The sequence below is a fragment of the Microcoleus asticus IPMA8 genome, assembly GCF_013179805.1.
GTDB classification, from domain to species: Bacteria; Cyanobacteriota; Cyanobacteriia; order Cyanobacteriales; family Microcoleaceae; genus Microcoleus; species Microcoleus asticus.
Window position 1 is genome coordinate 21,008 of the sequence record NZ_SRRZ01000102.1, and the last position, 6,954, is coordinate 27,961.

Annotated in this window: 4 protein-coding genes; 1 reads left to right on the top strand and 3 read right to left on the bottom strand. The window is 44.5% G+C overall.

Annotated elements, in window-relative coordinates:
• Positions 1–332 precede the first annotated feature (332 nt).
• A complete protein-coding gene (locus tag E5S67_RS23295; protein WP_246276949.1) occupies positions 333–2,297 on the top strand; it encodes a sensor histidine kinase in 1,965 nt (654 codons plus the stop codon).
• Between the two features lie 243 nt (positions 2,298–2,540).
• Here the strand turns inward: E5S67_RS23295 and E5S67_RS23300 are convergent, their stop codons facing one another.
• From E5S67_RS23300 to mnmG, 3 genes are all read right to left on the bottom strand, one after another.
• Complete coding sequence (locus tag E5S67_RS23300; protein ID WP_172190743.1) at positions 2,541–3,182, bottom strand: ribonuclease H1 domain-containing protein; 642 nt, start codon at positions 3,180–3,182, stop codon at positions 2,541–2,543.
• Positions 3,183–3,193: 11 nt separating this feature from the next.
• A complete protein-coding gene (locus E5S67_RS23305) occupies positions 3,194–3,952 on the bottom strand; it encodes a hypothetical protein (protein WP_172190744.1) in 759 nt (252 codons plus the stop codon).
• Positions 3,953–4,554: 602 nt separating this feature from the next.
• Positions 4,555–6,471, bottom strand: a complete 1,917-nt coding sequence (mnmG, locus tag E5S67_RS23310; RefSeq protein WP_172190745.1) for a tRNA uridine-5-carboxymethylaminomethyl(34) synthesis enzyme MnmG — start codon at positions 6,469–6,471, stop codon at positions 4,555–4,557.
• Positions 6,472–6,954 lie beyond the last annotated feature (483 nt).

Sequence of the window (6,954 nt, forward strand, 5' to 3'; positions counted from 1 at the left end):
GTCAACAGACAATATCAGGTTGGGGGAGCTCACAGGCAAAACGCATCAGACAGAATTTTCTGGCTGTAACGTTCCACGCGGAGATAATTCACTGCCGGGATAAATTTTTATTTATTTTGCCTGCTGCAGACTTTTACGAGTTGAAAAAGTAATTTGGCAACAGCCATCAACAGCCTAATTATCTATTAGACATCAACCGAATTTAAGTTTCTCCTCTGACTCGACAAGAGTTTTAGATACTTTTTCGCCGAGGTCTACTAGAAAATAGACAAGCTTTTCCGTTTGGAGAATTTAAGAGCGTGGTAAATTTTAACAGAATACAGCGGTTGCATATGTCAAAAATTAACTTGCTCAAAAAAACAGGGAACGAAGCAAGTCTATCGGTTGCCGTTTGCGAAGGAAAAGGCGAACTAAATTCCGACTTAGAACAATTTAATCAGCAGGAAAAACCTGTAGAAACGCCAAAGGTTAACCCAAAAAATAGCAATGTATGTAAACAGATGCCGCTCTTTATTTCCGCACAAGTGGCTTCTGTAGAAACCGCGATCGAAAAAACATCCAGCCAAGATTTTGTACAAAAATCATCCTTAAAAATCAGCAAAAGTTGGCTATCTAAAATTGGCAGTTTGCCTATCAATCAAAAAATTGGTGGCGGGTATTTGCTGGCAATAGGAATCGGCTTTATTGGCTCCCTGAGTGGACTGGTAATCGCCGACTACTACCAAGGACAAGGAGTAAACCAACTCAATGATGCTCACCTGCAAGCCCAATTGGTGGGCAATTTTAAAGATGCAGCGCTGGCGGCGCAATTGCAGGGAGCACAGCTAGATTCTTTTGTAGACAATTCCGCCCAACTACAACTGCAAAAAGAGCAGTTGGTCGCGAGTGTTACTAAGGCAAAAAACCTGCGCTTGCGCATAGAAAAGTTTGCAGACAGCCAACCCGCTTGGCTGGCAGCAAAGCCGGAAGTTCTCAAAACTGTACTGCAAGAGTGCACGGAAAATTTAGAATCCTACGCCGATAATCTCCAGTCAACTTTGCAGCAAATCCAGCAATCGCAACTGTCGCCTCTGGAGATAGAGTCGGCCCGAAAATTGTTGGCAACAGAAAGCGGAGAAGGTGTCAAACAGCTCAACAAAAGCCTTGAGGAATTGAGCAAAATCCTTGAAATTGCCCAGCAGCAAGAGGGGCAAGGGGGTGAAGTGATGGAAGACGCCCAAGGAATGGAAAAAGCCATAATTATTATTAGTATGCTGCTGTCGGTAGTGGTGGCGGGAATTGTGGCTTGTCGCACCAGTCGGGCGATCGCCCAACCTGTTATCAGCGTTACTCAGGTGGCCCAACAAGTAGCCGCCGAGTCTAATTTTGACTTGCGAGTCCCCGTCACGGCACAAGGCGAAATAGGCTGTCTGGCTGTCTCTCTCAATCACTTAATTGAGCGAGTTTCGGAACATACAAAAGAATTGAAACAAGCTAAGGAAGCAGCCGTCACCGCTAACACTGCTAAAAGCCAGTTTTTAGCAAATATGAGCCACGAATTGCGGACGCCTTTAAATGCGATTATCGGCTACAGTCAACTACTTTCAGAAGATGCTCAGGATGCGGGATGTGATGAGTTTGTACCCGACTTGAACAGGATTCAGAAGGCGGGTACGCACCTGCTATCTTTGATTAACGATATCCTCGATTTGTCAAAAATTGAAGCCGGGAGGATGAAACTCGAAATCGATGAATTTGACATCGAATCCCTGGTTGACAATGTTGCGGGTGCCGCGAAAGCTTCCATAGAAAAGAATGGAAATGTTTTAGAAATAGAGTGCGATCGAACTGCGGGTATCATGCACGCAGATTTCAAAAAAGTGCGGCAGGTTTTGATGCACCTGCTGAGTAATGCTGCTAAGTTCACCAAAAACGGCAGGGTGAAACTGACTGTCAGGCGCATTGAAGGAAGCGGCAAATTGAATGCAGCAGGGCGATCGGCGATTGACAATTCAATGCCTGCCGATGAAACTCCTTCTGCGGCGATCGCTTGTCCCCTGCTGAATGTTCAAGAGTCGGATTGGATTTGTTTATCTGTTAAGGATACCGGAATTGGAATGTCGGAGGAACAACAGCACAAATTGTTTGAAGCTTTTGTGCAAGCTGACTGTTCAACAACGCGACCTTACGACGGCGCGGGATTGGGGCTGACACTCAGCCGCTACTACTGTCACATGATGGGCGGCGAGATTTTGGTAGAAAGTGAGGAGGGGAAAGGGTCTATTTTTACTGTGCGGATACCGGCGGGAAATGGGTGATGTGATGTTTGGGCGAGAGATTTAGGGGGAAAGCATTTGGGTCACAATTTATGTTGCAAAGCTGTTGTTTTATGGTCAAATGCTTTACTCTGGCTAGGGGGGGCGATCGCACAGAAAGATCGGGTTTCGCGATCGGGGTTGCGGGAAAGTTGGGTGCTGGAGATTTTGGGGAGTCGCCAGATTTTTGAGGTGGTGATGGGTTCTAAGATAGTTGAATCGGGTGAAACAGTATTTGAATTAGACCTATTTTCGACCAAAGTCTGCTGGAATCTCGCCCCAAGAACCAGTATTCCACTTGAGGATGGGATTAGCATAGTCATTACTCTCCAGCCAAGCCAATGCCCGTTCTACCAAATTAAATATTTCCTCACTACTCTCATTTCGCTTTAACTTTGTTCGTACTTTCTTGTTTCTAACCCAAAGAATAGCTGTCTCTGAATCGGAATAGATAGGTATATCTTTCCCTTCATCTTTAAGATGTGCTAGTGCATGAACAATAGCTAAGAATTCCCCAAGATTATTAGTCCCGTTAGGTATTGGGCGTTTGTGAAAAATTACTTCGCGTGTTGTTGTGTGAACACCTTTGTACTCAACAGAACCAGGGTTGCCTAAGCAAGAAGCGTCAACACAAACACTATCCATTATAATTTCGTCGGTAGAAATAGCATTTGGCTTGACAGATTGTCGCTTCCTTTTTTCAGGCTGTTGGGGAAATATTGAAGTTTGTTTTGCAAGCTCTAAGGCTGCTTCTGCTTCACCTTGGGTCTTGAAGGATTTATAAAGCGCACCACTAAAGCCTGTGATTTGCTCCTCACACTCTTGCCAACTCGAAAATATTCCTGTCTTTCTACCCTTGAAAACAGCGTAGTATTTCTGGGATACCATAAGATATAAACTTATAACTCTACATCATGCTCCTCATAGTAAGCAATCAACTCATATAGGTCTTCAACATACTTAGCAAACTGTCCCATGTTTGCAAGCAAAACGCCCTTATCTAGATTTGGTGGTAGGTGTGGATGTCCTGTTTCGTTACGACATATCCTGCAAAATTGAAAGATTTGCTCAATTTTAATTTCTATATCGTTTGTCCAACCATAACCTTGAGGTTTGTTTTTGGAACTCTTAAATGATTGCTTGAATTCCTCAAAAACTTTAGATATAAATTTTCCCGAGGTTCTAGATTCAAACTTGTTCTTCAAGGTTTCGTCTTTAATCCCTTTTTTATAGGCATCAATTAATAAATAGATCGTTTTTTCAGATGCACCACCAAGCAGGAAAGCGCAACCTAAGTTAGAGCCTGCTTTCAATGTAATAATGGCTTCCTCAATAAATCGGACAATTACAGGATCTATAGCAGGCACTCTTTCCCTTAACAGTTCGGGAAATCGCTCAATCTCAAAAGGAAGCATATCTCCAAGGCTTTCCTCATTTTCGATTGCTTCTTTTGCTTGGACCAGTGCCTCCCTTAATTTGGATTCAGAACCTTGAATCTGGATGGTTCCTCTTTCATAAACCTTCACACAATTAGTAGACTTGCCATTCTGAACATCAATTCGCTTACAATTAGTCTCTTCTTTTTCAGAAACTAACCATTGATTTCTTTTGATGAAAGACATCATTTGGCTGTAGTGCTTTTCCTGGATATCAGTCATTGCAGAGCTCTCACAGTTTTTTGAGTCTCGATTCTAAATAAGAATAGCCAAAAACTTATTATTGAATAATCAGAAATTACGGAAGCCATAAAATAACAAAAGCTTTTTAAAGGGCCTTCGCCAAAAAATAAATTTTGGTATTCAGAACGTCTTTACCGGAATTTCCTCGACCCTAGTGGGTAACGGAATGTCATGCTTAGAGGATTTCTGCTGCATCCATCTCTTTAATATAGTTCATGATTTTGATCTGTGTCAATAGTCGTTGTTGAGTTTAGCGTCATCAAAGAGCCACCACAGCAAAATGTCGGTGTCGAGGAGGTAGCTCATTCTCATTGCTTTAATTCCTCTTCTGGTTGGGGTTCAAAGAAAGCGTCCACGAGTTGTCCGGTGAGTAAACCGGGAGTGCGGGGCTGTGCACGCTCTCTCCCTAAACCCAGGCGAAAGTAGTCAATCAAGTCATAAAGTTGTGCGAGGTTATCTTCGGGAATGTTTTGCAGTTATTGGATAATCTTCTGGAGCAATATAAATTAAATTTTCCTGTGGTTGGTGGTTAATTAATCATCTGCCACTGGTTGAGCGTAGTCGAAACCAGCAACATCAAATTATTTTCCCACACCAGCCGGTTGCTGACGGTTTCGCACTTCCAGAAAAATCAACAAAGCATTAACATCAGCCGGATTCACCCCGCCAATTCTCGCCGCTTGGCCAATAGTCAGCGGTTTCACCTTAGCCAACTTTTCCCGCGACTCTTTCGAGAGAGTTGTAATTGCCATGTAATCCAAATCCGCAGGCAATTGCCGGCGTTCGTGTTTGGCAATGTCATCAATTTGATTTTGCTGTCTTTGCAAATAGCCGGAATATTTGATGTCAATTTCTGCACCATCTTTCTCGGCCAACTTCAGATTAGAATTGCCTAAATTGTACCGTTCCAAATCGACATAATGAAAACCAGGACGGCGCAACAAATCAGCGAGAGTAATTGAACCTTTAATCGCTTGTTGGGTGTCAGCAAAAATTGCCTTGCCAACTTCCTCGTGCTCTTTCACCCGCGTGGAGTACAAGCGTTCCTTCTCTGCCACAATATTAGCTTGTTTCCGCTCAAATAACTCCCAGCGCCGATCGTCAATCAAGCCAATTTCCCGTCCCAGGGTCGTCAAGCGTTGATCTGCATTGTCCGATCGCAATAATAGCCGGTATTCCGATCGCGAAGTCAACATCCGGTAAGGTTCCCGCAAATCCTTCGTACACAAATCATCAATCAAAGTGCCGATATAACTTTGCTCGCGAGGAAACACAATCATCTCCTGATTTTTCGCAAACCGAGCCGCATTAATCCCCGCCACAATCCCCTGTGCAGCCGCCTCCTCATATCCGGTCGTACCGTTCACCTGTCCCGCGCAAAACAGCCCTTCGATCTTCTTAGTCATCAGCGTTGGAAAGCACTGAGTTGCCGGCAAATAATCGTACTCCACAGCATAAGCTGGACGCATCATCTCGCACTTTTCCAAACCAGGAAGAGTCCGCAGCATTTGCAATTGCAAATTTTCCGGTAAACCAGTCGAAAATCCTTGGATATAAAGTTCAGGAATATCTCTACCTTCCGGTTCAATAAAAATCTGGTGACTTTCCTTATCCGCAAACCGCACAATCTTATCTTCAATACTCGGACAATAGCGCGGCCCCTTCGCATCTACCCAGCCGCCGTAGACTGGAGAAAGGTGCAAATTGTCTCTAATTAACTGGTGAGTTGCTGGCGTAGTTCGAGTCAAATAACAAGACATTTGTTCCCGTTCGATCCAAACTTCTGGATCGAAGCTAAACCACCGAACCTCTGCATCTCCCGGTTGCGGTTCCAGGTTGGTATAATCGAGAGTACGTTTGTCTACTCTTGCCGGAGTTCCAGTCTTCAACCTGCCAGTTTCAAAGCCCAAACGATTGAGAGTTTCCGTCAAACCAACGGCGGCAAATTCTCCGGCACGTCCCGCGGGCATTGACTTGTTTCCTACCCAAATTGTGCCGCCTAAAAAAGTGCCTGTGGTCAGAATTACTGCTTTGCATTCAAAGGCGACGCCGAAGTATGTTTCGACTCCGATTACTTCTTCGTTTTTGCCCAAAACTAAGTCTGTAACCATCGCTTCGCGGATGGTCAAATTTTCTTGGTTTTCAACAATATTATTCATCACAGCGGCGTATTCCCGCTTGTCGGTTTGTGCTCGCAGCGCCCAAACTGCGGGGCCTCTCGAAGCGTTGAGGACGCGCTTTTGCAAATAAGTGCGATCGGCCATTTTGCCAATTTCCCCCCCTAACGCATCAACTTCGTTAGTAAGTTGGGTTTTAGCCGGGCCGCCGACAGCCGGATTGCAAGGTTGCCACGCAATTTTGTCGAGGTTGAGGGTGAGGAGAAGGGTGCGACAGCCGAGGCGAGAAGTGGCGAGGGCGGCTTCGCAGCCGGAGTGTCCGCCACCAACTACGATGATGTCGAAACTGTCTTGGAATTGTACTGGTGTTTGTGCGGTCATGGTCTGCGTTTGAGCGGCAAGGACTCGTACTTTATTTTAGCAGTAATGTCGAGGGTTTTGGGATTGAGTTTTTGGCAAAAATATTGATGGGTGATTTTTAACCGCAGATGAACGCAGATGAACGCGGATGGATGTCTGGTTTAATCTGAAGTTGGCTGGTCGATCGGGATAAAATTAGGGCAGATTAATGAGATGAAGATTATGCGATCGACTGCCAGACCAAAAGGGCAAAATTACGACAACCTTGTTAGGGCCGGAAGGCACTTTTGAATGTTTAGAACTTACTGGCGGAAACGAGCAACTGTTAAGAGTATTCTTTATCGAAATGCTAGGAAGTGAACTCTCATTTTAAAATCCAAGTTTGTATCTTTTGCCGGTTAGTCCGACAGAAACAACAGTCCGGACAGATTTTCGGTCGGTCAAGCTTTGAGAGAGCCGTATTCTAGAAGCTTTTGGTAGTTTGGATTTAATTTAATCAAAGTC